The following is a 22,200-nucleotide window of genomic DNA, read 5'->3' as shown; positions in this document are numbered from 1 at the left end:
ACTAGACATACTTTTTAATTTTTCTAGTCCAAGTATCAATTACAATCCTTTGTGGAAATATCTTTGCTAATAAATGAATCCATTTAACGTATAAGGTGCAAACTGACATGTCTTTTCCTCTTTTTGCATCTTTAAGTGCTTTAATCGCTACTTTATCTGCTGATACAATCCCAGGGAATTTAACCTTTTCGCCATTGATTTCTTTCGTTAGTAACTCTGTATCAACCCAACTTGGACATACAGCAATTGATGTTATTCCACTTCCTCTTAATTCTACATTCAAAGACCTAGAATAACTTCTTTCAAAAGCCTTTGTTGCCGCATATAAATTAATATAAGGTAATGGCTGAAATGATGATGCCGATGAAATATTTATAATTCTACTTCCACTTTTCATATATGGAATGCATAGATTACATAACATCGGCATTACACTGCAGTTAATACTCACTGTATCCTCTATTTCTTTTAGTGCAAATTCTTTATAAGAACCCATCTTAGCAACACCTGCATTATTTACTAGGTAAGCTACTACTATCTCTTCTTCCTTTAGCATTTCTTCTATTGAATATAATTCAGCTATTTTTGTTAAGTCTTTAGATATAGTGACTATTTTTTCTCCAAAATCTTTCTTAAGTTCTAATAACTTTTCTTTATTCCTTGCTATAGTCCATATTTCATCTAAATCTTCTTGTAGCATTAACTTGGTAAACTCTCTTCCGATTCCTCCACTAGCCCCTGTTACAATTGCAATCCTCTTTTTCATACCCTAATTCAACACCCCTTATTTTAAAATTATTCTTTCTAAATCCTCCTGAGTAATCATTTCATACTTTGTTGTGAATAGCCTTTTAAGAGCATATAAATATACCACTCCCCAATAGTAATCTGCAAGCTTTAAGCTATTACCACTAACAACGCTACCTTCCTTTTGCCCTTGTTCAATTATCTTGGCCATATATTTATAAACTTCAGACTGATATGTTGTTTCATTAGAAGAATAGTCTTTATCCTCTTCTAAAATCATCTGTGTATTCAAAGCAATCATTGATGCAAAATTCTCATCTTCCTTTAATTTAATCAATACCTCTTTAGTTAATTTATGAATTTTTTGCTTTGCTGATATAGGAAGTTTAGCCAATAATTTTAATTGTTTTATATCCTTTTCTCTATTTATAATCTTATGAATTTCTTGAAATAACTTTTCTTTAGATTCAAAATATACATAAATTGTACCTTGAGCAATTCCAATGTATTTAGATAGTTCACTGATTTTTGTTCCTGCGAATCCATTTTTAGCAAAATACAGCATTGATTCATGCAATATTTTATTACGCATTTCTGTTCTTATTTCTTCACATCTTTCTGGTGATTTTGGCATAACTCCTCCTTTATACTATGACTGAATATTTCTTCATTCATAGTATAAAGGAAGATGTCTATGGAGTCAAGAAATATATGGATATTCTGTTTATTAATTCCTTGATATATTATTTCAAAATATCTTCCCTCAAGCCAAAAAAATTCCGCTAAGAAAACTCTTGCAAGATATAAATTATAGTTAAAATTATTAACATGTTTAATTTTCAATAGACTTTTCCTATTATTATATTAGTTAGTTACTTGTTAGTTACCGTAAAAAAATATAGGTTTTCATAGATTTTTATATAAAAAAAATCCCACAACCATAATGATTGTGAGATTTGTAAAGTTCCAAATATTATCTCTTTGAGAATTGAGGAGCTCTTCTTGCTTTCTTAAGACCGTATTTCTTTCTTTCTTTCATTCTTGGGTCTCTAGTTACGAATCCAGCTTTCTTTAAGTCTGACTTTAAGTTTTCGTCAGCTTTGATTAAAGCTCTAGTGATTCCGTGTCTTATTGCTCCAGCTTGACCTGTGAATCCACCACCGTGAACGTTAACTAAAACGTCGAATCTATCTTTAGTTCCAGTTAAAACTAATGGTTGATTAACGATCATTCTTAAAGTTTCTAATCCGAAATAGTTTTCGATTTCTCTCTTATTTATAACTACTTTACCATTTCCAGGTACAAGTCTAACTCTTGCTATTGATTTTTTTCTTCTTCCAGTTCCCATGTATTGAACTTTTGCCATTTTTCTTCCTCCTCCCGAGCATGTATTAGTACTTTAATTCAAGTACTTCTGGTTTTTGAGCATCATGTCCGTGCTCAGTACCTCTATATACTTTTAATTTCTTAAGCATTTTTCTTCCTAAAACACCTGATGGAAGCATTCTTCTTACTGCTTCTTCGAAAGCGAATTCAGGCTTCTTAGCTAATACTTCTCTGTATGGAGTTTCCTTTAATCCACCTGGATATAAGCTGTGCTTTCTCATTAATTTTTGATCTAACTTCTTACCAGTTAAAACAATTTTTTCAGCATTGATTACGATAACGAAATCTCCGCAGTCAACATTTGGTGTAAATGTTGGCTTATTTTTTCCTCTTAAAATTGAAGCAACCTGGCTAGCAACTCTTCCTAGTGGCTTACCAGCAGCATCAACAACATACCATTTTCTTTCAACTTCTTGCGCCTTAGCGATGTATGATTTCATGTTTTTCCCTCCCTGAACTTACATTTGTGCTTTACTTCTTAAGTACTGCTTTTATGTCAAGACCCGGGGCTAGTGGATCTTATATACATAAATTATTCTAACAAACATTAATAATTATAATACACGCATACGGGTGTGTCAATGTTTTTATTTCATTATTTTTATAGTTTTTTCATTTTTTTAATAGTAGACTTTCTCTAGTATTAATCCATTAGGAGGAACACAAATTCCAGCTTTTTTTCTATCTCTACTATCTATAATTTCTCTAATTTCGCATGGTTCTATCTTGTTATTTCCAACAATAATTAATGTTCCAACTATTATTCTTACCATATTGTACAGAAAACCATCACCCGTTACATATATTTTTATTATATCTTCCTTATTTTCTATATGTAAATCCGTAATAGTTCTTACTGTAGTTTTTACTGATCCTCCACTACTCTTAAAAGCATTAAAGTCATGAGTCCCAATAAAATATTTACAGGCTTCTTCCATAGCTTTAGTATCTAACCTCTTCTTTACATGATATAAATAATTTCTAGATATAGCTGGAGGCACATCCCTATTTATAATTGAATACGAATATGTCTTTCCCTTAGCACTATATCTTGAATGAAAATCATCAGATACCTCTTCTGAATTCAATATTACTATATCATCAGGCAACCTATAATTTAATGCTTCCCTAAATTTATTAGAAGGAATACTACTTTCAGTCTTAAAGTTAGCTACAAACCCCTTCGCATGCACTCCAGAATCCGTTCTAGAGCTTCCTATTACTTCTATAGTCTCTTTTGTCAGGCCTTCTATCGCCTTCTCTAGAGTGCCTTGTACAGTCTCTCCGACCTTTTGTTTCTGCCACCCTTGATAGTTACTTCCATCATATTCTAAAGTAAGCTTTATATTTTTCATATTTATTTCACCTTTTTTATATTTTATAATACAAATCTTACTACTAAACTTCCTATAAATAATATTGAGAATAGAGCAAATGCTACTGTATCTTTACTAGTAAACTTTAATTCTTTCATTCTAGTTCTACCTGCCCCACCTCTATATGCTCTTGATTCCATAGCCATAGCTAATTCATCGGCTCTTCTAAAAGAACTTATAAATAAAGGTACTAAAAGTGGAATTAAACTTTTAGCTTTTTGTATTAATCCACCACTTTCAAAATCTGCTCCTCTTGCTTTTTGCGCCATCATTATTTTATCTGTTTCATCCATTAATGTAGGAATAAATCTTAATGCTATTGTCATCATCATTGCAAGTTCATGAGCTATTTCTTTTCCTATTGGTCTAAGTAATCTTTCTATTCCATCTGTTAACTCTATAGGTGAAGTAGTTAATGTTAATACTGATGTTCCCATAATTAAAAATATTAATCTTAAGGCCATAAATCCAGCTGTTCTTAAGCCCTCAGTATAAACTTTTATAAATCCAATTTCAAATAATAAAGAATCTGCTGTTCCCTTAATCATAAATATGTTTAATATCGCTGTAAATATTATAAGGAAAAATACAGGCTTAAGACCCTTATATAGATATCTTGGTGGTAATTTTGCTACATATACTGTTAATGCTAAAAATGCAACTATTAATATATATCCCACGAATTTATCAACTATAAATAAAGATACAATAAATAGGATAGATAATAGTATTTTTGTCCTAGGATCTAACTTATGGACAAATGTTTCTCCTGGTATATATTGACCTATAGTTATGTCTTTTATCATCTTCTATCCCCCTAGTTCTTAACTTCCTTTAAGATTCTTAATAACTCTTCTTTACCCTTGCTAATTGTGTAAACTTCATCTGAAACATCAAAACCTTTTGCCCTTAATGCTCTCATTAAATAAGTTACTTGAGGCACTGCAAGACCTATCGCCTCTAAAGTATCTACTTCTTTAAAAACTTCTGCTGGAGTTCCTTCTAAAGCTACTTTTCCTTTATTCATTACTATAATTCTTTCTGCAAGCTTACCTACATCTTCCATACTGTGACTTACTAGAACTATAGTCATTTTATAATTATCATGAAGAGTCTTTATTTGAGCTAATATATCATCCCTACCTTTAGGATCTAATCCTGCTGTAGGCTCATCTAATATAAGCACCTTAGGCTCCATTGCTATTACCCCTGCTATAGCTACTCTTCTCTTTTGTCCACCACTTAAGTCAAAAGGTGATTTATGTCTATATGTTTCGTAGTCTAAACCTACCATCTCCATAGACCTTTTAACTCTTCTTGTTATTTCTTCTTGTTCTAAACCTAAGTTTCTTGGTCCATATTCTATATCTTTCTCTATAGTTTCTTCAAATAATTGATATTCAGGATATTGAAACACTAAGCCTACTTTCTTTCTTATATCTGTAAGCTTTACTCCTTGTTTAGTTATATCTTCTCCATCAACTATAATTCTTCCTGAACTTGGCTTTAAAAGACCATTCATATGTTGAATTAATGTTGATTTTCCTGAGCCTGTATGTCCTATAAGAGCAACAAACTCTCCTTCTTTTATTTCAATATTTACATCATCTAAAGCCACTTTCTCAAAAGGTGACTTAGGCATATAAACATGTACTAAATTCTCTATCTTAATTGACATAACGCATCCACCATCTCATCTACATTTAATATGTTCGTATCTATATTTATACCACTATTTTTTAATTCATAGCATAATTCCGTAACTTGAGGAACATCTAATCCTATTTCTTTCATTTCCTTTACGTTAGAAAATACTTCTCTTGGCTTACCTTCTAATATAGCTTTCCCGCCATCCATTACTATTACTCTATCAGCTTGCGCTGCTTCATCCATATAATGAGTAATAAGTATAATAGTAATACCATACTTTTCATTTATTTCTTTAATATTATTTAAAACTTCTTTTCTTCCTGATGGGTCAAGCATCGCAGTAGGTTCATCAAATATTATACACTTTGGTTTCATTGCTAATATACCTGCAATTGCTATTCTTTGCTTTTGTCCTCCTGAAAGTAAATGAGGCGCATGTCTTCTATATTCATACATTCCAACCTTCTTTAAACTTTCATCAACTCTTCTTCTAATTTCTTCTGGCTCTACCCCAAGATTTTCAGGTCCAAATGCAACATCTTCTTCAACTATAGTTGCTACTAATTGATTATCTGGATTCTGAAAAACCATACCAGCTCTTGATCTTATTTCCCATAAATTATTATGATCTTTAGTATCTAAGCCATCTACTACAACAGTTCCTTCAGAGGGTATTAAAAGAGCATTCATATGTTTAGCAATAGTTGATTTACCTGATCCATTATGGCCTAATATTACTAAGAATTCACCCTTTTCAACTTCAAAACTTACACCATTTACGGCATATCTTTCTTCTTCTCCCTCAACTGCTCTATATTTAAAAGATACATTGTCGCATTTTACCATTGCTTCTTTCATAATATAGCCCTCCTTCTATTATTAAGCATTATAAAAAAACTTAAACAGTGTATATACACTAACATAATAATATTATAATACACATTTGATTAATTACAATTAGTTTACATCAATTTTTTAAGTTCTTATATAATATTTAATTTTATATATGCAAAAATGGGGACTAAGTTTTATACTTAATCCCCCTTATATTATACTAATTCAAGTATAACAACTTCAGCTCCGTCCCCTCTTCTTGGGCCTTTTTTGTACATTCTAGTGTATCCACCGTTTCTTTCAGCGTACTTTGGAGCAACATTGTCAAATAGGTTTTGAACTACTTCTTCTTCTTGAACAAATGCTAAAACTTGTCTTCTAGCGTGAAGGTCACCTCTTTTTGCTAAAGTGATCATCTTTTCAGCTAACTTTCTAGTTTCCTTAGCTCTTGTTTCAGTTGTTTCTATTTTACCATGCTTTAAAAAGCTTGTAACAAGGCTTCTTAGCATAGCTCTTCTTTGGTCAGTAGGACGACCTAATTTACGATAACCTGCCATATGGATTTACCTCCTTACTCATCGTTTAGTCTTAATCCTAAGCCTAATTCCTTAAGCTTTCTTTCGACTTCCTCTAAAGATTTCTTTCCTAGATTTCTTACCTTCATCATGTCATCCATAGACTTTCCAGCAAGTTCTTGTACTGTATTTATTCCAGCTCTCTTTAAGCAGTTATATGATCTAACTGATAAATCTAACTCCTCTACAGTCATTTCTAGTACTTTTTCTTTTTTGTCTTCTTCTTTTTCTATCATAATTTCTACATCATTAGTACTATCACCTAATGACATAAATAGTTTAAAATGTTCTATAAGTATTTTTGCTGATAAGCTAATAGCTTCATCAATCTTAATAGTTCCATTAGTCCAGATTTCTAATGTTAACTTATCGTAGTCAGTAATTTGACCAACTCTTGTATTTTCAACAGCAAAGTTAACTCTCTTAACTGGTGTGTATATTGAGTCTACTGCAATAGCTGATAATGGAAGATCTTCACTCTTATTTTTATTTTGAGTAACATATCCTCTTCCTCTATTAACTGTTATCTCCATATATAGCTTACCATTATCATCTAATGTTGCTATATGAAGATCCTTGCTTACAACTTCAACATCACCGTCAGTTTTAATATCTGCACCTGTAACTACTCCAGGTCCTTGAGCATCTATATATATTGTCTTTGGACCTTCACCATTCATTATTAATGCTAAAGCTTTTATGTTTAATATTATTTCTGTAACATCTTCTTTAACACCTTGTACAGTAGAAAACTCGTGTAGTACTCCATCAATTTTTACTGATGTTGGAGCTGCACCTGGAAGAGATGATAAAAGTATTCTTCTTAGAGCATTTCCAAGTGTAATACCATATCCTCTTTCTAATGGTTCAACTACATATTTACCATAAGTACCATTTTCGTTTGCTTCTATACATTCAATTATTGGCTTTTCTATTTCTAACATGCACAAACCCTCCTTATATTATAAATGGCAACATTATTCTGAGGGCAACTGCTTATATATTTGTATTGTAAGATAAATCTTAACAATACAAATACTAAACTATTACTTGCTGTATAACTCAACGATAAGAGTTTCGTTAACTGGTACGTCAATATCTTCTCTTGATGGTTCAGCTATAACTTTTCCTGAATAATTTTCAACATTTGCTTCTAACCATTTTGGTAATGTCTTAGGATTTTCTATAAATGTCTTGAATTTTTCAGTTCCTCTGCTCTTTTCTGAAACTAATATTTCATCGTTAACAGATACTTTGTATGAAGGAATATCAACCTTCTTACCATTTACTAAGAAATGTCCATGAGTAACTAATTGTCTAGCTTCAGCTCTTGAAGCACCGTAACCTAGTCTATAAACTACGTTATCTAATCTCATTTCTAATAACTTAAGTAAGTTTTCACCTGTTATACCTTTCATATGATCAGCCTTTTCATAATAAGTTCTGAATTGGCCTTCTAATACTCCGTATATTCTTCTTGCTTTTTGCTTTTCTCTTAATTGTACGCCATAGTTAGATATTTTTTTCTTAGCTGCTCCATGTTGTCCTGGTGCATAACTTCTTCTAACAAAAGCACATTTATCTGTGAAACATCTATCCCCTTTAAGGAATAATTTCATACCTTCTCTTCTACATAATCTACATGTAGCTCCAGTATATCTTGCCATTAATTACACCTCCTATATGAATACTAGACTCTTCTTCTCTTTGGTGGTCTACATCCGTTATGTGGGATTGGAGTAACATCTTTAATTAGAGTTACTTCTAATCCTGCTGCTTGTAAAGATCTGATTGCTGCTTCTCTTCCAGCACCAGGTCCCTTTACATATACTTCTATACTCTTTAATCCGTGTTCCATAGCTGCCTTAGCTGCAGTTTCTGCTGCCATTTGAGCTGCAAATGGAGTACTTTTTCTTGATCCTCTAAAGCCTAGAGCTCCTGCACTTGACCATGATAAAGCATTACCTGCCGCATCAGTCAAAGTAACTATTGAGTTATTGAAAGTTGATTTGATGTGTGCAGCACCATGCTCAATATTCTTTCTTTCTTTTCTTCTTCTAGTCTTTTTAACCTTTTGAGCCATCGAATTCCCTCCTCACTACTTCTTCTTATTTGCGATAGTTTTCTTTGGACCTTTTCTAGTTCTAGCGTTAGTCTTAGTCTTTTGACCTCTAACTGGAAGACCTTTTCTATGTCTGATTCCTCTGTAACATCCAATTTCTACTAATCTCTTAATATTTAAAGCAACTTCTCTTCTTAAGTCACCTTCGATTGTTAATGTTTTTACATATTCTCTTATCTTTGTTACTTCTTCTTCTGAAAGATCTTTAACTCTTGTTTCAGGATTAACTCCTGTTACTGCTAAAATCTTTTGAGAAGTAGAAAGTCCTATTCCGTATATATATGTTAGACCTATTTCAACTCTTTTTTCTCTTGGTAGGTCTACTCCTGAAATTCTTGCCATTAAAACTTACACCTCCTGATATTGAAATGCATACAACTTTAATTATATGTGTGTATTTATATTATAAAATCATAGGTCAGTAGAGTAAATCTCTACTGTCAGCCGCACCTAAAATTTTTTTACTGATTTAAATGCCTATATAATCATATTTGACTTTAACTGAAAAGTCAATAATATTTACATAGTAAAATTATTCTTTTTTGCCTATACTTTAATTGTATTAGCCTTGCTTTTGCTTGTGCTTAGGATTTTCACAGATAACCATTACTTTTCCTTTTCTTCTTATAATCTTGCACTTTTCGCAAATAGGCTTAACTGATGGTCTTACTTTCATCGCTAACCCTCCTTGTAATACTTAGTGTTTACTTCCACTTTTTATTTAGCTCTCCATGTAATTCTACCTCTAGTTAAATCATATGGAGAAAGTTCTATTGTAACCTTGTCTCCAGGTAGAATTCTTATGAAGTTCATTCTTAATTTTCCTGATATATGTGCTAGAATCTTGTGACCACTCTCTAGTTCAACTTGGAACATAGCATTTGGTAGTGACTCTAGTACAACACCTTGCATTTCTATTACATCATCTTTTGACATAAGGTAATCAACCCTCCTTAACAATGCCTTTAAGTTTTATAAATCTCTTTATTTTTAAATCAGTACCTCTATCTTTTGATATGATAGATGCTTTAATCTCATCATCTACATCCTCTAAAACATTTATATGTTTTAAATTCTTCTGTTTAGGCATCTGAACTGTTTTAGTGCTCCCATTACTAAGAGTTACATAATTATCACTTAAATGCCCTATTACAACATATAAATGATTTTTATCTCTTCCTCTTTTTGAAAGAACCACTTTCCCAATTAAGTCATTGTTTTGCAAACTTTTCACCTCAATGATTACCTTAGTCATAAATCTACAAGCCACCTTTTGGTATCATGCGAATTTATAACTAAGCAACACCTCTATTTAATCAGTGTTAATATTTCGGGTCCATCTGGTAAAATTACAATTGTATTTTCGTAGTGAGCAGATAGACTTCCATCTCTAGTTACTACAGTCCAATCATCACTCAAAGTCTTTACTTTGTAATCACCTGCATTAACCATAGGTTCAATAGCTAAAGCCATTCCTTTTACTAATTTCGGCCCTCTTCCAGGCTTACCGAAATTAGGTACTTCTGGATCCTCGTGTACTACTCTACCTATACCGTGTCCTACGAAATCTCTTACTACAGAGAAACCTTCGGCTTCTACGTAGCTCTGTATTCCATGTGATATATCAGTAAGTCTGTTATCTACTTTAGCATATTCAATACCTTTAAAGAAACCTTCTTTAGTTACTTCTATTAACCTTTTAGCTTCTTCGCTGATATTTCCTACTCCAAAAGTTCTTGCAGCATCACCGTGAAAGCCATTTAAATGTGCTCCACAGTCCACACTAATTATATCGCCATCTTTTAATACATAACCTCCTGGGATCCCATGAACTACTTGCTCGTTAACAGATATACATAGTGAAGCTGGAAAATCATACAGACCTTTAAATGAAGGTCTCGCTCCATGCTTAGTTATAAATTCTTCTGCTATCCTATCTAATTCAGCAGTAGTTATTCCTGGCCTTACTTTTTCCTCAATCAGTAGTAGTGTTTCAGCTACTATCTTACCTGCTTCCCTCATTAGGGCAATTTCTTTGGCGTTTTTAATGAAAATCATTATTTAACGCTCCCTAAGATGTTACAGATACTTTCAAATACTTCGTTAATAGCTTGTGTTCCATCTACAGTTGAAAGTAAGTTTCTTTCTTTATAAAAATCAATCAGTGGTTGTGTTTGTCTCTCATACACATCAAGTCTTTCAGATACAGTTTCTTCTGTATCATCTTTTCTTTGGATTACATCACTTCCACAAACATCACATTTTCCATGTATAGTTGGTGGGTTAAACTTAATATGATAGCTAGCTCCACATGATGGACATACTCTTCTGCCTGTCATTCTTTCTAGAATGAAGCCAGTAGGTACTTCTATTAATAAAGCAGTATCTAATTCTTCATTTCTTGCATTTAAGAAGTCTTGAAGAGCTTCTGCTTGATTAACTGTCCTTGGGAAACCATCTAATAAGTATCCATTCTTACAGTCATCTTGTTGTAACCTATCTTTTACCATATTTATAGTAACTTCATCAGGTACTAGTTGACCTTTATCGATGTGCCTCTTAGCTTCTATTCCTAAAGGAGTATTTTCAGAAATGTTCTTTCTAAATATATCTCCTGTAGAAATATGTGGTATTGAGTATCTATTACTAATTGATTTTGCCTGTGTTCCCTTACCTGCTCCAGGAGGACCTAATAATACTATCTTCACGGGCATCATCTCCATTATTAATCTATTTTAAGAATCCTTGATAGTGTCTCATTACTAATTGTGAATCTAATTGTCTTGAAAAATCAAGTCCAACACCAACTATAATTAATAATGATGTACCACCAAATTGTATTCCTTGTAAACCAGTATTTGCAATTAATATTGGTAGTACTGCTAGTAAAGCTGCAAATACTCCTCCAACTAATGATACTTTTGTAAGTACCTTTTCAAAATGCTTTTCTGTTGCCTCTCCCGGTCTTATTCCTGGTACAAAACCTGCTGATTTATGTAGGTTTTCCGCCATTTCATCAGGTTTAAATGTAATTTGTGTGTAGAACCAAGTAAAGAATATAGTTAATAATGCATAACATACTGGATACATCCAAGTACTTTCATTAAATATACTATATTTACTTGTAACAACACTTTGAACCCAAGTTGTATTTGGGAAAAATTCTGCAATTGTTTTAGGGAACATCATAACTGACATAGAAAATATTATTGCTATAACAGCTGACCCTATAATACTTAAAGGAATGTGAGTACTTTGACTCTTCATTACTTTAGATCCTACTGCTTTACCAGCATATTGTACTGGAATTCTTCTTTCTGCTAATGAGAAGAATATTGATAAACCAAGTAAGATAATTGCAAAAGCAACAAATAATAAAATTCCTATTATAGTAATTTTTCCTTGATCCTCTAATGTAAATAATGACATTAAAGTTACAGGTAACTGAGATACTATATTAACGAATATTAATATGGATATACCATTTCCAAATCCTTTAGCTGTGATTTGATCTCCAAGCCACATACAGAATGTTGAACCTGCAACTAAAGCTACTAGAACAACTAGGATTTCTGGCCAAGCCATTCCTACTGTAGCACCTTTTGCTGCTACCATACTGTACGTTCCAAAAGCAAGAATGAATCCAATAACTATAGATAATATTCTTGTAATCTTTTGAATCTTCTTCCTTCCTTCTTCACCTTCTTTTGAAAGTTGTTCTAATGAAGGAATTGCTATAGTCAATAATTGAACTATAATTGAGGCATTAATATAAGGTGTTACACTTAAAGCAAATATACTAAATTGTCTAAATGCTCCCCCTGATATTAAATCATAGAAACCAAATATTGTACCACTACTTGCTAAACTATTTAAAACATCTGTGCGAATTCCAGGAACAGGAATATGTGTTCCTATCCTGAAAATTGCAACTAAAAATATAGTCCATAAAAATCTCTTTTTTAATTCGGGAACCTTCCAGGCATTACGTAGGGTTGATAGCATACTAAATCACCTCAACTTTTCCTCCAGCTGCTTCTATCTTTTCAGCCGCTGATTTTGAGAACTTACATCCTTTAACAGTTAGGCTCTTCTCTAGTACACCATTTCCTAAAATCTTAACACCATCTTTTACTTTGCTGATTACTCTTCTTTCAAGTAAAACTTCTGGTGTAATTTCAGTTCCATTTTCAAATATATTTAATCTATCAACGTTAATGCTAACATATTGCTTAGCAAATATATTTGTGAATCCTCTCTTAGGAAGTCTTCTATATAATGGCATTTGACCGCCTTCAAATCCTGGTCTAACTCCGCCACCTGATCTAGCCTTTTGGCCTTTTTCACCTTTTCCAGCATTTCTACCTAAACCTGAACCAGTACCTCTACCAACTCTTTTAGGAGCTTTCTTACTTCCAGCTGCTGGTTTTAATTCATGAAGTTTCATTACTCAATGCACCTCCTCTTATTAAACTTCTTCTACTTTTAGTAGATAATCAACCTTATTAATCATTCCTCTGATTTGAGGAGTTTCTTCATGTTCTACTGTTTTACCGATTTTTCTAAGTCCAAGGGCATTAGCAGTAGCAATATGGTCTTTCTTTCTTCCAATTAAACTCTTAACAAGAGTAACTTTAATTTTTGCCATTTGCGTTTCCCTCCTAACCTAAAATTTCTTCTACAGTTTTGCCTCTTAATTTAGCTATATCTTCAGCTGTTCTTAAGTTTGCTAAACCGTTTATAGTAGCATTTACCATGTTTTTTGGATTGTTTGAACCTAATGACTTAGCTCTAACATCCTTTAATCCTGCTAATTCTAATACAGATCTTGCTGGACCTCCAGCGATAACTCCTGTACCTTCTTTAGCTGGCATTATAAGAACCTTACCAGTTCCGAATTTTCCATATATTTGATGAGGAACAGTTGTTCCAACTATAGCAACACTTACTAAGTGTTTCTTAGCATCTTCTATTCCTTTTTTAATTGCTTCTGGGATTTCTATTGACTTACCCATTCCAACGCCTACGTGTCCGTTTTCGTCACCTACAACTACTAAAGCGCTGAATCTGAAGTTTCTACCACCCTTAACAACCTTAGTTACTCTGTTTATGTTAACAACCTTTTCCTTAAGGTCTAGTGTGCTAGGATCGATTCTCATGTATTTCCCTCCTTGTTTATTAGAATTTTAAGCCTGCTTCTCTAGCTGCTTCAGCTAAAGTTTGAACTCTTCCGTGATATACGTATCCACCTCTGTCGAATACAACTTCTGAGATTCCTTTTTCTAAAGCTTTCTTTGCTATTAATTCACCAACTAATTTAGCACCTTCTTTATTTCCGCCTTTAGCATCTAATGCCTTATCTAAGCTTGAAGCTGAAACTAATGTTACTGAATTAACATCATCTATAATTTGAGCATATATATTTTTTTCACTTCTATATACTGAAAGTCTTGGTCTTTCAGGAGTACCAGAAATTTTCTTACGTACTCTTAGGTGACGTCTTTCTCTACTAGCTTTTCTGTCTACCTTATTAAACATAAAGGTTTCACTCCTTTCTATTATTTCTTACCAGTCTTACCTTCTTTACGTCTGATTACTTCGCCATCATACTTAATTCCTTTACCCTTATATGGTTCAGGCTTTCTCCATGATCTGATATCAGCCGCTGCAGCTCCAACTTTTTCCTTATCTATTCCTTTAACAATAACTTTAGTCGCAGCTGGAGTTTCGAAAGTAACACCTTCGATTGGTTCTATTTCAACTGGATGTGAATATCCTAAGTTCATTACAAGTTTCTTTCCTTGTAATTGAGCTCTGTAACCAACACCAATTAGTTCTAAGCTCTTTTCAAATCCTTTTTCTACTCCGATTATCATGTTATTGATTAATGCTCTAGTTAATCCGTGAAGAGCTCTGTGCTCTTTTTGATCGCTAGGTCTAGTAACAACAACTTGATTGTTTTCAACTGCTATATTCATGTCTTTGTTCATAGCTTTAACAAGTTCGCCCTTTGGACCCTTAACTGAAACAACATTGTCTGCTGAAACAGCTACAGTTACGCCTGCAGGTATAGTTATAGGTAATCTACCTACTCTTGACATAATCGCACCTCCTGTTTTACTTGTTCTTATATATGTTAATCTAGTTACTTTCTAATTTGGAATTACCAAACGTAGCAAACTACTTCTCCGCCTAATCCAGCTTTTCTTGCTTCTCTATCAACTAATAAACCATTAGATGTTGATATGATTGCAACTCCTAATCCGCTTAACACCTTTGGAATTTCATCTTTCTTACAGTAAACTCTTAAACCTGGTTTAGATATTCTCTTTATACCAGTTATAACTCTTTCTTTATCTGCACCATACTTAAGAGATATTCTTAACATTGGAACAACGCCATCGTTATATTCCTCTAATTCTTTTATATATCCCTCTTGTAATAATATATTTGCAATAGCCTTCTTCACGTTTGATGAAGGAACTTCTACTACTTCATGTCTTACAGCATTTGCGTTTCTAATACGAGTTAGCAAATCTGCGATAGGATCTGTCATAACCATTTAATGTGCCTCCTTTCACTAAATCAGTTTCTTACCAACTTGCTTTCTTACAACCAGGGATTTGACCCTTGTAAGCAAGTTCTCTAAAACATATACGGCATATACCAAATTTCTTTAATACTGAATGTGGTCTTCCACATAGTCTGCATCTTGTATAAGCTCTTGTTGCATATTTTGGTTCTCTTTTCCACTTTTCAATAATAGCCTTACGTGCCACGGTTTCCCCTCCTTATTATTGAGCAAATGGCATACCAAGGAATCTTAATAATTCTCTTGCTTCTTCGTCAGTGTTAGCTGTTGTTACGAAGATAATATCCATTCCTCTAACCTTATCGATTTTATCGTATTCAATTTCTGGGAATATTAATTGTTCTTTAACTCCTAGTGAGTAGTTTCCTCTACCATCAAAAGATTTGCTTGAAACTCCTCTGAAGTCTCTAACTCTTGGTAGAGCAATTGCCATTAACTTGTCAGCGAATTCATACATTTTTGCTTTTCTTAATGTAACCTTACATCCTAAAGCCATGTTTTCTCTTATCTTAAAGTTAGCAACTGATTTCTTTGCTCTTGTTAAGATTGGCTTTTGACCTGCAATAATGCTTAAATCATTAACTGCTGCTTCTAATATTTTTTGATTGTCCTTAGCTTCACCAACACCCATGTTGATAACTATCTTTTCAAGCTTTGGAACTTCCATTATATTTTTATATCCAAACTTTTCAATCATAGCTGGAATTACTTCTTTTTGATACTTTTCTTGAAGTCTTGTTGTCATAATTTAGTACCTCCTTTCAGATCCTAGAATGTTTCTCCGCACTTCTTACAAGCTCTAACTTTAGTACCATCTTCTAATATCTTGTTACTAATTCTTGTAGCGTTTTTGCACTTTGTGCAGTATAACATAACTTTTGAGCTATATACAGCTCCTTCTTTTTCTATTATTCCGCCTTGAGCGTTAGCTCTACTTGGCTTTTGGTGCTTTTTAACTATATTAACTCCTTGAACAATAACTTTACCTGTCTTAGGATATACTTTTAAAACTTCACCAGTTTTTCCTTTATCTTTACCGGAAACAACTACAACTGTGTCATTTTTTCTAACATGTACTTTCAAATGAGACACCTCCTCCATTATAGAACTTCAGGTGCTAATGATAAAATCTTGTTAAATTCGTTATCTCTTAGCTCCCTTGCAACTGGTCCGAAGATACGAGTTCCTCTTGGTTGCTTATCATCCTTTATAATAACTGCTGCATTTTCATCAAACTTAATGTATGAACCATCAGCTCTTCTTAATCCTTTTACTGATCTAACTATAACAGCTTTTACAACGTCTCCTTTTTTAACAACTCCGCCTGGTGTTGCACTTTTAACGCTAGCAACTATTACGTCTCCAATGTTACCGAACTTTCTCTTAGATCCGCCTAGAACTCTTATGCACATGATTTCCTTTGCACCTGAGTTATCTGCTACTTTTAGTAAGGTTTGTTGTTGTATCATTGAATTACCCTCCTTTCAGACTTAAAGCCTATTTAGCTTTTTCAACTATTTCAACAAGTCTCCATCTCTTATCTTTAGATAATGGTCTAGTTTCCATAATTAAAACTCTATCATTAATTTTAGCTTCATTGTTTTCATCATGAGCTTTAAACTTTGTTGTTCTATTAACTGTTTTACCATATAATGGGTGTCTAACCTTAGTCTCAACAGCAACAACGATAGTTTTATCCATTTTATCTGAAACAACTCTACCTATTCTTTTCTTTCTTAATCCTCTTTCCATTAAGAGTTACCTCCTTTCAGATTTACTGCTCGAAAGCCCTGATCTCTTCTTCTCTTATGATGGTTTTGATTTGGGCTATAGATTTTTTTACTTCTCTAATTCTCATAGGATTTTCTAATTGACCTGTAGCTAATTGGAATCTTAAGTTGAATAACTCAGCCTTAAGGTCATTTAATTTAACCTTTAAATCTTGAGGAGCATTTGCTCTTAATTCTTTTAGTTCTCTAGCCTTCATTATTCTTCACCACCCATTTCCTCAAAATCTCTTCTTGTAACGAACTTACACTTTACAGGAAGTTTGTGTGATGCAAGTCTCATAGCTTCTCTTGCAACTTCTTCATTTACTCCTGATAATTCGAATAAAACTCTACCAGGTTTAACTACTGCTACCCAGTATTCTGGTGAACCTTTACCTGAACCCATTCTTGTTTCAGCTGGCTTTTCAGTTACTGGCTTATCTGGGAAAATCTTTATCCAAAGTTTTCCTCCTCTTCTGATATATCTATTAATAGCAATTCTGGCAGATTCAATTTGATTGCTAGTTATCCAACCACAAGTTGTAGCTTGAATACCGAAATCTCCATATGCAAGGAAATTACCTCTTGTAGCTTTTCCTTTCATTCTACCACGTTGTACCTTACGATGCTTAACTCTTTTAGGCATTAACATGACTAATTCCTCCTTTCTTACTTATGCGTTAGCTTCTTCCTTCTTTTCAACTTTTTTAGTTGGAAGAACTTCTCCATTATAAACCCAAACTTTTACGCCGATCTTTCCATAAGTTGTATCAGCTTCAGCAAATCCATAATCGATGTCTGCTCTTAAAGTTTGTAGTGGAATTGTTCCTTCATGATATTGTTCAGTTCTAGCTATTTCAGCTCCACCTAATCTACCTGAGCATGCAGTTTTAACACCCTTAGCTCCAAGTCTCATAGCTCTTTGGATACTTTGCTTCATAGCTCTTCTGAATGATACTCTCTTTTCTAATTGAGCAGCAATATTCTCTGCCATTAATTGAGCATCTGCTTCAGCACTCTTAACTTCAACTATGTTGATTATTAAATTCTTGTTTTCAACAATTTTAGCTAACTTAACTTTTAAAGCTTCAATTCCTGCTCCACCTTTTCCGATTATAACACCTGGTTTAGCAGTATATATATTTAACTTAATTCTCTTAGCAGCTCTTTCAATTTCAATCTTTGAAATACCAGCTGAGAAAAGTTCCTTCTTTACGAATTCTCTTATTTTGTTATCTTCGATTAGATTGTCTGCAAAGTTCTTCTTTGAAGCATACCACTTAGCATCCCAATCCTTGATAACTCCTACTCTAAGTCCGTGAGGATGTACTTTTTGACCCACTTGTTTTCCCTCCTTCTTTCTAAGCTCTTTCTTTAACTACAAGTGTTATATTACTTGTTCTCTTGTTAATTCTAAATGCTTTTCCGTGATCCATTGGTCTGAATCTCTTAAGTGTTGGACCTGCACCAACATATGCTTCTGCTACATATAATCTTTCTACATCCATTTCGTGATTATTTTCCGCATTAGCAACAGCTGACTTTAAAACCTTGTTTATAGCAACAGCTGCTTCTTTTGGAGTATATTGTAGAATAGCGAAAGCCTCTTGAATATTTTTTCCTCTTATTAAATCAAGAACTACTCCTACTTTAGTTGGAGACATTCTAACATATTTAGCTATAGCTCTAGCTTCCATTTATGTTCCTCCTTTCCGGGATTACTTTCTTTTTCTTGCTGCTTTTTCGTCATAATCGTGTCCTCTGTAAGTTCTTGTTAATGCGAACTCACCAAGCTTGTGTCCTACCATGTCTTCGCTTATGAAAACTGGAACATGCTTTCTTCCATCGTGAACAGCAATTGTATGACCTATCATTTGTGGGAATATTGTTGAACTTCTTGACCAAGTCTTAACAACCTTCTTATCTCCACTAGCATTCATTTCTTCAATTCTCTTTAAAAGTCCTTCATGTACAAAAGGCCCTTTTTTTGTTGATCTACTCACTATAATTTGCCTCCCTTCATAATCTCTAGGCTGACAAGCCATGAAGAGAACTTACTTCTCTTCATACTACTTATCGTTTCTTCTCTTTATTATGAATTTGTCAGAATACTTCTTATTCTTTCTAGTCTTGTATCCAAGTGCTGGTTTACCCCATGGAGTAACTGGACTTGGTCTACCGATTGGTGATCTACCTTCACCACCACCATGAGGGTGATCGCAAGGGTTCATTACAGAACCTCTAACTGTAGGTCTCCATCCTAAATGTCTCTTTCTACCAGCTTTACCGATATTGATTATATCGTTAGTAGTATTTGAAACAGTTCCTACTGTAGCTCTACATTCTATTCTAACATATCTCATTTCACCTGAAGGTAATCTTAATGTTGCATAGTTACCTTCTTTAGCCATTAATTGAGCTGAAGTACCAGCTGATCTTACCATTTGAGCACCTTTGCCTATTTGTAATTCAACATTGTGAACAAAAGTACCTACTGGTATATTTCTTAATGGAAGAGCGTTACCAATTTTGATATCAGCGTCAGCTCCTGAAACTACAACATCTCCAACTTTTAATCCAACTGGAGCTATTATATATCTCTTTTCACCATCAGCATATACAACTAATGCTATGTATGCTGTTCTGTTTGGATCGTATTCGATAGTAGCAACCTTTGCAGGGATACCATCCTTATTTCTCTTGAAATCTATTATTCTATATTTTCTCTTAGCTCCACCACCGTGGTGTCTAACAGTTATTTTACCTTGTGCATTTCTACCACCACTTTTGTTTAATGAAACAAGAAGTGACTTTTCTGGAGTACTTGTTGTAATTTCTTCAAAAGTAGCCATTGTCATTTGTCTTCTTGATGGGGTAGTTGGTCTAAACTTTTTAACTGCCATGTAAATTCCCTCCTTACTTTAAGCTTCTCTGGTATTTATATACCAATAATTCGCTTTATTCGCGTTATTGCATTCCTTCGAAGAATTCGATGCTCTTGCTATCTTCTGTTAAAGTAACAACAGCTTTCTTGAAGTCTGCTCTCTTTCCTACATGTACGCCCATTCTCTTTGTTTTTCCCATAGTTCTTAATGTTTGAACTTTGTCAACTTTTACGCCGAAGATTTCTTCTACAGCTTTTTTAATTTGAACTTTGTTAGCGTTAATTTGAACTATGAAAGTGTACTTTTTGTCTGCCATAGCAGTCATACTCTTTTCAGTGATAACAGGCTTTCTTATAATATCATAGCTTGTCATTATGCGTACACCTCCTCAATCTTTGATACAGCATCCTTAGTTATGATTAATTTTTCAAACTTTAATAAATCATAAACATTGATGTTGTTAACTGGCATAATTTGAACATCAGCAATATTTCTAGCTGATTTGTATAATACTTCGTTTGATTCACCAGTTACTATTAAAGTCTTCTTAGCTTCGAAAGCTTTTAATACTTCAACCATGTTCTTAGTCTTTGGTGCTTCAAATCCTAATGATTCTACTACTACCATTTGACCGTCTTGAACCTTGCTAGTTAAAGCAGACTTCATAGCTACTCTTCTCATGCTCTTTGGCACTGATACTCTGTAATCTCTTGGCTTTGGTGCGAATACTATACCACCTTTAATCCATTGAGGTGCTCTAATAGAACCTTGTCTTGCTCTACCAGTTCCCTTTTGTCTCCAAGGCTTAATTCCGCCCCCTCTTACCTCAGCTCTTGTCTTAGCTGATTGAGTTCCTTGTCTCTTGTTAGCTAATAAAGCAACTACAACTTGATGCATAGCATCTGTGTTAACTTCAACTCCGAACACATTATCGTTTAATTGGATATCTCCAACTTGTTTTCCTTCTTGATTAAATAATCCTACTGTAGGCATCCTGTTTCCTCCTTTCTACAGAAATTAAGCTTTAACTGCATTTCTTATTACTACTGTACCTTTGTTAGGTCCTGGGATACCACCCTTGATTAGTATTAAGTTCTTTTCAGCTATAACCTTAACTACTTCTAAGTTTAATACTGTTGTGTTAACAGCACCCATATGCCCTGGCATATTCTTGTTTTTGAAAGTTCTTGATGGATCTGATGAAGCTCCCATAGAACCTACTGCTCTGTGGAACTTAGAACCGTGACTCATTGGTCCTCTTTGTGCATTCCATCTCTTGATAACGCCTTGGAATCCCTTACCTTTAGAAACTCCTGATACGTCTATTTTTTCTCCAACTTGGAATAAGTCAGCTTTGATTTCTTGACCAACCTCATAAGCTGAACAATCTTCTAATCTGAATTCTTTTAATCTTCTCTTTATAGAAACTCCTGCTTTAGCATAGTGTCCCTTCTTTGGTTTGTTAAGTAACTTTTCTCTTATGTCACCAAATCCAACTTGTATTGCTTCATAACCATCCTTTTCGATAGTTTTCTTTTGAACAACAACACATGGACCAGCTTCTACTACAGTTACAGGAACAACCTTTCCGTTTTCATCGAAGATTTGAGTCATTCCAACTTTCTTTCCTAATATAGCTTTCTTCATGTATTTACACCTCCTAAACGTATTAGCGGATTGTTTAACAATCATAATCGTTCAAACTGTTTATTTGATAAGTATTTACTATAGCTTAATTTCGATATCTACACCAGCTGGTAAGTTTAATCTCATTAAAGCATCAACTGTCTTAGGTGATGGATTAACTATGTCGATTAATCTCTTGTGTGTTCTGATTTCGAATTGCTCTCTTGAATCTTTGTATTTGTGAACAGCTCTTAATATTGTAACAACATCTTTTTCAGTTGGTAGTGGTACTGGACCTGCAACCTTAGCTCCTGTTGATTTAGCTGTTTCAACAATTTTTTCAGCAGATTGATCTAAAATATTGTGATCAAAAGCCTTTAATCTGATTCTTATTTTTTGTTTTGACATCTTGGTTTCCCTCCTTTTCATGTACGCTTTACTTCTAACGCACAACAGCGGATGTTCTATAAACTGTTCCACGTGTTTCATACTTTAACACATGACACTACAGAACCCCTGGCGTTGGATTCTAGATCCTAACTTCTTCATTAAGAATTAACCCGGAAGTCCGGCAACCTCTTAATTACTTACTGTTTGCTATACAACTCCTACATTATACTATGTTTACATAGCCTTTT

The 22,200-nt window shown here is 33.7% G+C and carries 40 protein-coding genes; all 40 read right to left on the bottom strand.

Annotated elements, in window-relative coordinates:
• Position 1: 1 nt before the first annotated feature.
• The 40 genes from GPX08_RS07140 to rpsJ all read right to left on the bottom strand — a co-directional run bounded on the left by GPX08_RS07140 (position 2) and on the right by rpsJ (position 21,970).
• Positions 2–766 carry an SDR family NAD(P)-dependent oxidoreductase gene (locus tag GPX08_RS07140; protein ID WP_156626130.1) on the bottom strand — a complete coding sequence of 255 codons (765 nt, stop codon included), beginning with the start codon at positions 764–766 and terminating at the stop codon, positions 2–4.
• An 18-nt stretch (positions 767–784) separates the two neighbouring features.
• Positions 785–1,381, bottom strand: coding sequence for a TetR family transcriptional regulator (locus tag GPX08_RS07135; protein ID WP_156626129.1), 597 nt, complete (start codon positions 1,379–1,381; stop codon positions 785–787).
• Between the two features lie 339 nt (positions 1,382–1,720).
• A complete protein-coding gene (gene rpsI / locus GPX08_RS07130; protein WP_156626128.1) occupies positions 1,721–2,113 on the bottom strand; it encodes a 30S ribosomal protein S9 in 393 nt (130 codons plus the stop codon).
• Between the two features lie 25 nt (positions 2,114–2,138).
• Positions 2,139–2,573, bottom strand: coding sequence for a 50S ribosomal protein L13 (rplM, locus tag GPX08_RS07125; protein WP_156626127.1), 435 nt, complete (start codon positions 2,571–2,573; stop codon positions 2,139–2,141).
• A gap of 180 nt (positions 2,574–2,753) precedes the next feature.
• A complete protein-coding gene (gene truA, locus GPX08_RS07120) occupies positions 2,754–3,488 on the bottom strand; it encodes a tRNA pseudouridine(38-40) synthase TruA (protein WP_156626126.1) in 735 nt (244 codons plus the stop codon).
• Positions 3,489–3,511: 23 nt separating this feature from the next.
• Positions 3,512–4,315, bottom strand: a complete 804-nt coding sequence (locus GPX08_RS07115) for an energy-coupling factor transporter transmembrane protein EcfT (RefSeq protein ID WP_156626125.1) — start codon at positions 4,313–4,315, stop codon at positions 3,512–3,514.
• Between the two features lie 11 nt (positions 4,316–4,326).
• Positions 4,327–5,187 (bottom strand): energy-coupling factor transporter ATPase, encoded by an 861-nt coding sequence (locus tag GPX08_RS07110; protein WP_156626124.1) that lies wholly within the window; start codon positions 5,185–5,187, stop codon positions 4,327–4,329.
• Entirely contained in the window at positions 5,172–6,017 is an 846-nt protein-coding gene (locus GPX08_RS07105) for an energy-coupling factor transporter ATPase (protein ID WP_156626123.1), read from the bottom strand. The genes GPX08_RS07110 and GPX08_RS07105 overlap by 16 nt, the downstream gene beginning before the upstream one ends.
• Positions 6,018–6,208: 191 nt before the next feature.
• A complete protein-coding gene (gene rplQ, locus GPX08_RS07100) occupies positions 6,209–6,550 on the bottom strand; it encodes a 50S ribosomal protein L17 (RefSeq protein ID WP_156626122.1) in 342 nt (113 codons plus the stop codon).
• Positions 6,551–6,564: 14 nt separating this feature from the next.
• Entirely contained in the window at positions 6,565–7,512 is a 948-nt protein-coding gene (locus GPX08_RS07095) for a DNA-directed RNA polymerase subunit alpha (protein WP_156626121.1), read from the bottom strand.
• A gap of 102 nt (positions 7,513–7,614) precedes the next feature.
• A complete protein-coding gene (gene rpsD / locus GPX08_RS07090) occupies positions 7,615–8,235 on the bottom strand; it encodes a 30S ribosomal protein S4 (protein ID WP_156626120.1) in 621 nt (206 codons plus the stop codon).
• A 23-nt stretch (positions 8,236–8,258) separates the two neighbouring features.
• On the bottom strand, positions 8,259–8,651 hold the full coding sequence (rpsK, locus tag GPX08_RS07085) for a 30S ribosomal protein S11 (protein WP_136006888.1): 393 nt from the start codon (positions 8,649–8,651) through the stop codon (positions 8,259–8,261).
• A 15-nt stretch (positions 8,652–8,666) separates the two neighbouring features.
• A complete protein-coding gene (rpsM, locus tag GPX08_RS07080; protein WP_156626119.1) occupies positions 8,667–9,032 on the bottom strand; it encodes a 30S ribosomal protein S13 in 366 nt (121 codons plus the stop codon).
• Between the two features lie 220 nt (positions 9,033–9,252).
• On the bottom strand, positions 9,253–9,366 hold the full coding sequence (gene rpmJ, locus GPX08_RS07075) for a 50S ribosomal protein L36 (RefSeq protein WP_016205879.1): 114 nt from the start codon (positions 9,364–9,366) through the stop codon (positions 9,253–9,255).
• A gap of 41 nt (positions 9,367–9,407) precedes the next feature.
• A complete protein-coding gene (gene infA / locus GPX08_RS07070; protein ID WP_136006884.1) occupies positions 9,408–9,626 on the bottom strand; it encodes a translation initiation factor IF-1 in 219 nt (72 codons plus the stop codon).
• 7 nt (positions 9,627–9,633) lie between these two features.
• Positions 9,634–9,945: a hypothetical protein gene (locus GPX08_RS07065; RefSeq protein WP_156626118.1), complete on the bottom strand. Its 312-nt coding sequence runs from the start codon at positions 9,943–9,945 to the stop codon at positions 9,634–9,636.
• Positions 9,946–9,998: 53 nt separating this feature from the next.
• Complete coding sequence (gene map / locus GPX08_RS07060; RefSeq protein WP_156626117.1) at positions 9,999–10,748, bottom strand: type I methionyl aminopeptidase; 750 nt, start codon at positions 10,746–10,748, stop codon at positions 9,999–10,001.
• Positions 10,748–11,398, bottom strand: a complete 651-nt coding sequence (locus tag GPX08_RS07055; RefSeq protein ID WP_156626116.1) for an adenylate kinase — start codon at positions 11,396–11,398, stop codon at positions 10,748–10,750. The genes map and GPX08_RS07055 overlap by 1 nt, the downstream gene beginning before the upstream one ends.
• A gap of 22 nt (positions 11,399–11,420) precedes the next feature.
• Positions 11,421–12,695, bottom strand: a complete 1,275-nt coding sequence (secY, locus tag GPX08_RS07050; RefSeq protein WP_156626115.1) for a preprotein translocase subunit SecY — start codon at positions 12,693–12,695, stop codon at positions 11,421–11,423.
• 1 nt (position 12,696) lies between these two features.
• Positions 12,697–13,137 (bottom strand): 50S ribosomal protein L15, encoded by a 441-nt coding sequence (rplO, locus tag GPX08_RS07045; RefSeq protein WP_156626114.1) that lies wholly within the window; start codon positions 13,135–13,137, stop codon positions 12,697–12,699.
• Positions 13,138–13,158: 21 nt separating this feature from the next.
• On the bottom strand, positions 13,159–13,338 hold the full coding sequence (gene rpmD, locus GPX08_RS07040; protein WP_156626113.1) for a 50S ribosomal protein L30: 180 nt from the start codon (positions 13,336–13,338) through the stop codon (positions 13,159–13,161).
• Between the two features lie 13 nt (positions 13,339–13,351).
• Positions 13,352–13,849 (bottom strand): 30S ribosomal protein S5, encoded by a 498-nt coding sequence (rpsE, locus tag GPX08_RS07035; RefSeq protein WP_156626112.1) that lies wholly within the window; start codon positions 13,847–13,849, stop codon positions 13,352–13,354.
• Positions 13,850–13,868: 19 nt separating this feature from the next.
• Positions 13,869–14,228: a 50S ribosomal protein L18 gene (gene rplR / locus GPX08_RS07030; RefSeq protein WP_156626111.1), complete on the bottom strand. Its 360-nt coding sequence runs from the start codon at positions 14,226–14,228 to the stop codon at positions 13,869–13,871.
• Positions 14,229–14,248: 20 nt separating this feature from the next.
• A complete protein-coding gene (gene rplF / locus GPX08_RS07025; RefSeq protein ID WP_156626110.1) occupies positions 14,249–14,791 on the bottom strand; it encodes a 50S ribosomal protein L6 in 543 nt (180 codons plus the stop codon).
• Between the two features lie 62 nt (positions 14,792–14,853).
• Positions 14,854–15,252 (bottom strand): 30S ribosomal protein S8, encoded by a 399-nt coding sequence (rpsH, locus tag GPX08_RS07020; RefSeq protein ID WP_156626109.1) that lies wholly within the window; start codon positions 15,250–15,252, stop codon positions 14,854–14,856.
• 31 nt (positions 15,253–15,283) lie between these two features.
• Entirely contained in the window at positions 15,284–15,469 is a 186-nt protein-coding gene (locus tag GPX08_RS07015; protein ID WP_156626108.1) for a type Z 30S ribosomal protein S14, read from the bottom strand.
• 15 nt (positions 15,470–15,484) lie between these two features.
• Positions 15,485–16,027, bottom strand: coding sequence for a 50S ribosomal protein L5 (rplE, locus tag GPX08_RS07010; protein WP_156626107.1), 543 nt, complete (start codon positions 16,025–16,027; stop codon positions 15,485–15,487).
• Positions 16,028–16,050: 23 nt separating this feature from the next.
• Positions 16,051–16,365, bottom strand: a complete 315-nt coding sequence (locus tag GPX08_RS07005; RefSeq protein ID WP_156626106.1) for a 50S ribosomal protein L24 — start codon at positions 16,363–16,365, stop codon at positions 16,051–16,053.
• Between the two features lie 17 nt (positions 16,366–16,382).
• Entirely contained in the window at positions 16,383–16,751 is a 369-nt protein-coding gene (rplN, locus tag GPX08_RS07000; RefSeq protein WP_136006854.1) for a 50S ribosomal protein L14, read from the bottom strand.
• 28 nt (positions 16,752–16,779) lie between these two features.
• Positions 16,780–17,034, bottom strand: a complete 255-nt coding sequence (gene rpsQ, locus GPX08_RS06995) for a 30S ribosomal protein S17 (RefSeq protein WP_066889849.1) — start codon at positions 17,032–17,034, stop codon at positions 16,780–16,782.
• 22 nt (positions 17,035–17,056) lie between these two features.
• A complete protein-coding gene (gene rpmC / locus GPX08_RS06990) occupies positions 17,057–17,269 on the bottom strand; it encodes a 50S ribosomal protein L29 (RefSeq protein WP_156626105.1) in 213 nt (70 codons plus the stop codon).
• A complete protein-coding gene (gene rplP / locus GPX08_RS06985) occupies positions 17,269–17,703 on the bottom strand; it encodes a 50S ribosomal protein L16 (RefSeq protein WP_008681186.1) in 435 nt (144 codons plus the stop codon). Before rplP ends, rpmC begins: the two co-directional genes overlap by 1 nt.
• 21 nt (positions 17,704–17,724) lie before the next feature.
• Entirely contained in the window at positions 17,725–18,393 is a 669-nt protein-coding gene (rpsC, locus tag GPX08_RS06980; RefSeq protein WP_156626104.1) for a 30S ribosomal protein S3, read from the bottom strand.
• A 19-nt stretch (positions 18,394–18,412) separates the two neighbouring features.
• Entirely contained in the window at positions 18,413–18,748 is a 336-nt protein-coding gene (gene rplV, locus GPX08_RS06975; protein WP_136006847.1) for a 50S ribosomal protein L22, read from the bottom strand.
• Positions 18,749–18,769: 21 nt separating this feature from the next.
• Positions 18,770–19,054, bottom strand: coding sequence for a 30S ribosomal protein S19 (gene rpsS / locus GPX08_RS06970; protein ID WP_156626103.1), 285 nt, complete (start codon positions 19,052–19,054; stop codon positions 18,770–18,772).
• A 66-nt stretch (positions 19,055–19,120) separates the two neighbouring features.
• Positions 19,121–19,954 (bottom strand): 50S ribosomal protein L2, encoded by an 834-nt coding sequence (gene rplB, locus GPX08_RS06965; protein ID WP_156626102.1) that lies wholly within the window; start codon positions 19,952–19,954, stop codon positions 19,121–19,123.
• A 64-nt stretch (positions 19,955–20,018) separates the two neighbouring features.
• The gene (gene rplW / locus GPX08_RS06960) at positions 20,019–20,309 is read right to left on the bottom strand and encodes a 50S ribosomal protein L23 (RefSeq protein WP_136006843.1); all 291 of its coding nucleotides are present in this window, start codon (positions 20,307–20,309) and stop codon (positions 20,019–20,021) included.
• On the bottom strand, positions 20,309–20,929 hold the full coding sequence (gene rplD / locus GPX08_RS06955) for a 50S ribosomal protein L4 (RefSeq protein ID WP_156626101.1): 621 nt from the start codon (positions 20,927–20,929) through the stop codon (positions 20,309–20,311). Before rplD ends, rplW begins: the two co-directional genes overlap by 1 nt.
• Before the next feature lie 24 nt (positions 20,930–20,953).
• A complete protein-coding gene (rplC, locus tag GPX08_RS06950) occupies positions 20,954–21,583 on the bottom strand; it encodes a 50S ribosomal protein L3 (protein ID WP_156626100.1) in 630 nt (209 codons plus the stop codon).
• A 78-nt stretch (positions 21,584–21,661) separates the two neighbouring features.
• Positions 21,662–21,970: a 30S ribosomal protein S10 gene (gene rpsJ, locus GPX08_RS06945; RefSeq protein WP_008681195.1), complete on the bottom strand. Its 309-nt coding sequence runs from the start codon at positions 21,968–21,970 to the stop codon at positions 21,662–21,664.
• Positions 21,971–22,200 lie beyond the last annotated feature (230 nt).

The organism is Clostridium tertium (genome assembly GCF_902652255.1).
Lineage (GTDB): Bacteria > Bacillota > Clostridia > Clostridiales > Clostridiaceae > Clostridium > Clostridium tertium_A.
This window is presented reverse-complemented; position numbering and strand designations above follow the sequence as displayed.

Coding starts and splice junctions, on each gene's coding strand:
- GPX08_RS07140 (WP_156626130.1), bottom strand. CDS start 766: ATGAAAAAGAGGATTGCAATTGTAACAGGGGCTAGTGGAGGAATCGGA.
- GPX08_RS07135 (WP_156626129.1), bottom strand. CDS start 1,381: ATGCCAAAATCACCAGAAAGATGTGAAGAAATAAGAACAGAAATGCGT.
- rpsI (WP_156626128.1), bottom strand. CDS start 2,113: ATGGCAAAAGTTCAATACATGGGAACTGGAAGAAGAAAAAAATCAATA.
- rplM (WP_156626127.1), bottom strand. CDS start 2,573: ATGAAATCATACATCGCTAAGGCGCAAGAAGTTGAAAGAAAATGGTAT.
- truA (WP_156626126.1), bottom strand. CDS start 3,488: ATGAAAAATATAAAGCTTACTTTAGAATATGATGGAAGTAACTATCAA.
- GPX08_RS07115 (WP_156626125.1), bottom strand. CDS start 4,315: ATGATAAAAGACATAACTATAGGTCAATATATACCAGGAGAAACATTT.
- GPX08_RS07110 (WP_156626124.1), bottom strand. CDS start 5,187: ATGTCAATTAAGATAGAGAATTTAGTACATGTTTATATGCCTAAGTCA.
- GPX08_RS07105 (WP_156626123.1), bottom strand. CDS start 6,017: ATGAAAGAAGCAATGGTAAAATGCGACAATGTATCTTTTAAATATAGA.
- rplQ (WP_156626122.1), bottom strand. CDS start 6,550: ATGGCAGGTTATCGTAAATTAGGTCGTCCTACTGACCAAAGAAGAGCT.
- GPX08_RS07095 (WP_156626121.1), bottom strand. CDS start 7,512: ATGTTAGAAATAGAAAAGCCAATAATTGAATGTATAGAAGCAAACGAA.
- rpsD (WP_156626120.1), bottom strand. CDS start 8,235: ATGGCAAGATATACTGGAGCTACATGTAGATTATGTAGAAGAGAAGGT.
- rpsK (WP_136006888.1), bottom strand. CDS start 8,651: ATGGCTCAAAAGGTTAAAAAGACTAGAAGAAGAAAAGAAAGAAAGAAT.
- rpsM (WP_156626119.1), bottom strand. CDS start 9,032: ATGGCAAGAATTTCAGGAGTAGACCTACCAAGAGAAAAAAGAGTTGAA.
- rpmJ (WP_016205879.1), bottom strand. CDS start 9,366: ATGAAAGTAAGACCATCAGTTAAGCCTATTTGCGAAAAGTGCAAGATT.
- infA (WP_136006884.1), bottom strand. CDS start 9,626: ATGTCAAAAGATGATGTAATAGAAATGCAAGGTGTTGTACTAGAGTCA.
- GPX08_RS07065 (WP_156626118.1), bottom strand. CDS start 9,945: ATGACTAAGGTAATCATTGAGGTGAAAAGTTTGCAAAACAATGACTTA.
- map (WP_156626117.1), bottom strand. CDS start 10,748: ATGATTTTCATTAAAAACGCCAAAGAAATTGCCCTAATGAGGGAAGCA.
- secY (WP_156626115.1), bottom strand. CDS start 12,695: ATGCTATCAACCCTACGTAATGCCTGGAAGGTTCCCGAATTAAAAAAG.
- rplO (WP_156626114.1), bottom strand. CDS start 13,137: ATGAAACTTCATGAATTAAAACCAGCAGCTGGAAGTAAGAAAGCTCCT.
- rpmD (WP_156626113.1), bottom strand. CDS start 13,338: ATGGCAAAAATTAAAGTTACTCTTGTTAAGAGTTTAATTGGAAGAAAG.
- rpsE (WP_156626112.1), bottom strand. CDS start 13,849: ATGAGAATCGATCCTAGCACACTAGACCTTAAGGAAAAGGTTGTTAAC.
- rplR (WP_156626111.1), bottom strand. CDS start 14,228: ATGTTTAATAAGGTAGACAGAAAAGCTAGTAGAGAAAGACGTCACCTA.
- rplF (WP_156626110.1), bottom strand. CDS start 14,791: ATGTCAAGAGTAGGTAGATTACCTATAACTATACCTGCAGGCGTAACT.
- rpsH (WP_156626109.1), bottom strand. CDS start 15,252: ATGGTTATGACAGATCCTATCGCAGATTTGCTAACTCGTATTAGAAAC.
- rplE (WP_156626107.1), bottom strand. CDS start 16,027: ATGACAACAAGACTTCAAGAAAAGTATCAAAAAGAAGTAATTCCAGCT.
- rplN (WP_136006854.1), bottom strand. CDS start 16,751: ATGATACAACAACAAACCTTACTAAAAGTAGCAGATAACTCAGGTGCA.
- rpsQ (WP_066889849.1), bottom strand. CDS start 17,034: ATGGAAAGAGGATTAAGAAAGAAAAGAATAGGTAGAGTTGTTTCAGAT.
- rpmC (WP_156626105.1), bottom strand. CDS start 17,269: ATGAAGGCTAGAGAACTAAAAGAATTAAGAGCAAATGCTCCTCAAGAT.
- rplP (WP_008681186.1), bottom strand. CDS start 17,703: ATGTTAATGCCTAAAAGAGTTAAGCATCGTAAGGTACAACGTGGTAGA.
- rplV (WP_136006847.1), bottom strand. CDS start 18,748: ATGGAAGCTAGAGCTATAGCTAAATATGTTAGAATGTCTCCAACTAAA.
- rplB (WP_156626102.1), bottom strand. CDS start 19,954: ATGGCAGTTAAAAAGTTTAGACCAACTACCCCATCAAGAAGACAAATG.
- rplW (WP_136006843.1), bottom strand. CDS start 20,309: ATGACAAGCTATGATATTATAAGAAAGCCTGTTATCACTGAAAAGAGT.
- rplD (WP_156626101.1), bottom strand. CDS start 20,929: ATGCCTACAGTAGGATTATTTAATCAAGAAGGAAAACAAGTTGGAGAT.
- rplC (WP_156626100.1), bottom strand. CDS start 21,583: ATGAAGAAAGCTATATTAGGAAAGAAAGTTGGAATGACTCAAATCTTC.
- rpsJ (WP_008681195.1), bottom strand. CDS start 21,970: ATGTCAAAACAAAAAATAAGAATCAGATTAAAGGCTTTTGATCACAAT.